The 3,342-nt window shown below is 58.1% G+C and carries 4 protein-coding genes, 3 tRNA genes and 2 rRNA genes; all 9 read left to right on the top strand.

The window, feature by feature from the left end; translation table 11 throughout:
* Positions 1 to 96, top strand: a 23S ribosomal RNA gene (locus AC0ZZU_RS23915); the annotation flags it as partial.
* A 149-nt stretch (positions 97 to 245) separates the two neighbouring features.
* Positions 246 to 361, top strand: a 5S ribosomal RNA gene (gene rrf, locus AC0ZZU_RS23910).
* A gap of 163 nt (positions 362 to 524) precedes the next feature.
* The gene (gene birA / locus AC0ZZU_RS23905; protein ID WP_476343902.1) at positions 525 to 1,484 is read left to right on the top strand and encodes a bifunctional biotin--[acetyl-CoA-carboxylase] ligase/biotin operon repressor BirA; all 960 of its coding nucleotides are present in this window, start codon (positions 525 to 527) and stop codon (positions 1,482 to 1,484) included.
* Entirely contained in the window at positions 1,474 to 2,223 is a 750-nt protein-coding gene (locus AC0ZZU_RS23900; protein ID WP_476343901.1) for a pantothenate kinase, read from the top strand. Before birA ends, AC0ZZU_RS23900 begins: the two co-directional genes overlap by 11 nt.
* Before the next feature lie 7 nt (positions 2,224 to 2,230).
* Positions 2,231 to 2,656, top strand: a complete 426-nt coding sequence (locus AC0ZZU_RS23895) for a hypothetical protein (RefSeq protein ID WP_476343899.1) — start codon at positions 2,231 to 2,233, stop codon at positions 2,654 to 2,656.
* A gap of 142 nt (positions 2,657 to 2,798) precedes the next feature.
* Positions 2,799 to 2,883: transfer RNA gene (locus AC0ZZU_RS23890), tRNA-Tyr, on the top strand.
* Positions 2,884 to 2,906: 23 nt separating this feature from the next.
* Positions 2,907 to 2,980: transfer RNA gene (locus AC0ZZU_RS23885), tRNA-Gly, on the top strand.
* 28 nt (positions 2,981 to 3,008) lie between these two features.
* Positions 3,009 to 3,084, top strand: a tRNA-Thr gene (locus AC0ZZU_RS23880).
* 80 nt (positions 3,085 to 3,164) lie between these two features.
* Positions 3,165 to 3,342, top strand: a 178-nt coding sequence (locus AC0ZZU_RS23875; RefSeq protein ID WP_476343904.1) for a GTP-binding protein, incomplete at its 3' end; no start/stop codon positions are given.

Genomic DNA, 3,342 nt, shown 5'->3' with positions numbered 1-3,342 from the left:
AAGGGCCGTCGAAGACTACGACGTTGATAGGTGGGGTGTGTAAGCGCTGTGAGGCGTTGAGCTAACCCATACTAATTGCCCGTGAGGCTTGACCATATAACACCCAAGCAATTTGTGCCGAGCCGGTCATCCGGGCTGCCAGATTGCGGTGGTGAAGACGACACAACCGAAAGTTCGTAGCATCACAAATATCGCATATCCGAATTCGCTGGGCTGTCCATCTGGACATTCTGGCTACCGAATTTCTTGACGACCATAGAGCATTGGAACCACCTGATCCCATCCCGAACTCAGCAGTGAAACGATGCATCGCCGATGGTAGTGTGGGGTTTCCCCATGTGAGAGTAGGTCATCGTCAAGATTCATTTCGCAAAACCCCTATCTGCGCGAGCAGGTAGGGGTTTTGTCTTTTCCGGGTTTTCGTCGGATGCATGTGGAACAGGGCCGCCTGGGGTGAGCCCTTTTCCTATGCAATCACTCGGGCCGTGGCTATCATGCCAGCCTTATTCCGAGTCGAGACTGGCATGCTGAAGTTGTTGAATCTCCTCAAGGATGGCCGGTTTCATTCCGGGCAAGACCTGGGGGCCGCTCTGGGGGTCAGTCGCAGTGCCGTTTGGAAGCAGCTGCAGCACCTGGAAAGCGAGCTCAACCTGCCCATCCACAAGGTGCGAGGCCGCGGCTACCAATTGGCTGCCCCGCTGACGCTCCTGGATGAAGCCGCGATCGCCGGGTATTCGCAGGGCGCGCCGTGGCCGGTAATCATTCATGAAACAATCGATTCCACCAATGCCCAGGCGTTGCGCTGCGTCGCCGAGGGCTTGACGGCTCCGTTCCTGGTCCTCGCCGAGCGGCAAAGTGCCGGCCGCGGCCGTCGCGGCCGCCAGTGGGTCAGTCCCTTTGGTGAAAACCTCTATTACAGCCTGGTGTTGCGCATCGAGGGTGGGATGCGCCAGCTCGAAGGCCTCAGCCTGGTGGTGGGTCTCGCAGTCATGCGTGCCCTGGAAGCGCTTGGGGTCCCGGGGGCTGGGCTGAAATGGCCCAACGACGTGCTGGTCAAGAACCAGAAGATCGCCGGGATCCTTCTCGAGCTTGTGGGTGATCCGGCAGATGTCTGTCATGTCGTGCTGGGGGTCGGCATCAATGTAAACATGCAGGTCAATGAGCAGGTCGATCAGCAGTGGACCTCGATACGCCGCGAAGCAGGTGCGACAATAGATCGCAATCGCCTTGTCGCATTGCTCAACCAGCAACTGCAGCACGAACTCGCCCGTCACCGACGCTATGGGTTTGCAGCTTTCCAGGAAGAGTGGGAGCAAGCGCACCTGTGGCAGGGCAGGGCGGTATCGCTCGTTGCCGGCACACATCGGATAGATGGCGTTGTGCTTGGGGTAGACGGACAAGGCGGCCTACGGCTTGATATCGACGGTGTGGAAAAGAGCTTCAGCGGTGGTGAGCTCAGTTTGAGGTTGCGTGATGATTCTTGAGCTCGATTGCGGTAACAGCTTCATCAAGTGGCGGGTGATCCATATTGCCGATGCCACGATCGTGGGTGGCGGAATCGTCGACTCGGACCAGGCGCTGTTGGCTGCCGTCAAGGCGTTGGCCGCAGCCCGCCTGAGCGCTTGCCGTCTGGTTAGCGTGCGCAGTGAAGAAGAAACTGGTGCCCTCAGCGCCTTGCTCCACGAGGGCTTTGGCGTGCTTGCCCAGGTTGCCCAGCCGGCCGCCGAAATGGCGGGAGTACGCAATGGATATGACGACTTCCAGCGGCTGGGGATGGATCGCTGGCTGGCTGCGCTGGGTGGCTATCACCTGGCAAAGGGTGCATGCCTGGTAATGGACTTCGGTACTGCCGCTAAAGCGGACTTCGTGTCGGCTGATGGACAGCACCTGGGCGGGTATATCTGCCCGGGTATGCCATTGATGCGCAGCCAGCTCAGGACCCATACCCGGAGAATTCGTTACGACGACGCCTCGGCTGAGCTCGCTCTGAACAGCCTGGCGCCGGGCCGCTCGACGGTCGAGGCTGTCGAGCGCGGCTGTGTGCTGATGCTGCAAGGCTTCGCCCAGGCCCAGATCGAGCAGGCGCACGGCCTGTGGGGCGACGACTTCAGCGTCTTCCTGACTGGCGGCGATGCGCCGTTGGTATCTCATGCGGCGCCGCATGCGCGTGTGGTGCCAGACCTGGTCTTCGTCGGCCTGGCCATGGCGTGCCCTTTGTACTGAGGTGTATATGCGTTGGTTGTTTCTGTTGTTGGTGGTACTCAATGTCTTCTATTACGTCTGGCATCAGCAGCAGGCGCCCTTGAGGGTCAAAGAGGTGGCTTCGCTGTCGCTGTACAAGGGTAACCAGCAAGAGATCCGGTTGTTGCGCGAAACGGGCGCGGCCCAGCCCGCCCGCCGCCGTGACGAGTGCCTGGTAGTGGGCGGTGTAGCGACGGCGGGGCAGGTCGATGCGTTGCGCCAGCGCTTGCTCAGCCTCGATATAACGACTGTCCGGTTGGCTGGTCAGCTGCCGGGGGCGGAGGGTTTCTGGCTGAAAGTCGCGCCGCAAAGCGAGCGTTTGCTGGACAAAACCTTGCTCAACAGTCTTTCGAAGGATTTCAAAGACTTAAAGCACAAAATTATTTTCTGCGAGGGTATTGCAACTCGCGAATAGCTTGATAGAATGGCGCCCGCTTCACAGGGATAACCACTCGGTGGTGACCCGGGAAGCAGCTGTCAAATGAGCTAACCTCAAGATTTAAATGAGAAAAAGCTTGACAGCAGGACGGCAAGAGTTGAAAATGCCGCCCACATCTGGAGGGGTTCCCGAGCGGCCAAAGGGATCAGACTGTAAATCTGACGTCTACGACTTCGAAGGTTCGAATCCTTCTCCCTCCACCAGTTTAGCGAGAGCCGCAAGCTCCGCGGGTATAGTTTAGTGGTAGAACCTCAGCCTTCCAAGCTGATGATGCGGGTTCGATTCCCGCTACCCGCTCCACGTTTGCTGTTGTTGCACAAAGTGTTTCGCTCTTGTAGCTCAGTTGGTAGAGCACACCCTTGGTAAGGGTGAGGTCAGCGGTTCAAGTCCGCTCAAGAGCTCCATATGACAAGGCAGATATGAAAATATCTGCCTTTGTTTTATCGGTTGTAGTGACTTATTTCTTCTGCGGAGGACTGTATCGATGGCTAAGGAAAAGTTTGATCGTTCCCTACCTCACGTTAACGTCGGCACTATCGGCCACGTTGACCACGGTAAGACCACTCTGACCGCTGCTCTGACTCGCGTCTGCTCCGAAGTATTCGGTTCGGCCGTCGTCGACTTCGACAAGATCGACAGCGCCCCAGAAGAAAAAGCTCGCG

Source organism: Pseudomonas sp. JE3303 (genome assembly GCF_056312565.1).
The sequence above is the reverse complement of the archived record's forward strand: the minus strand, read 5'-3'. Positions and strand labels throughout refer to the sequence as shown.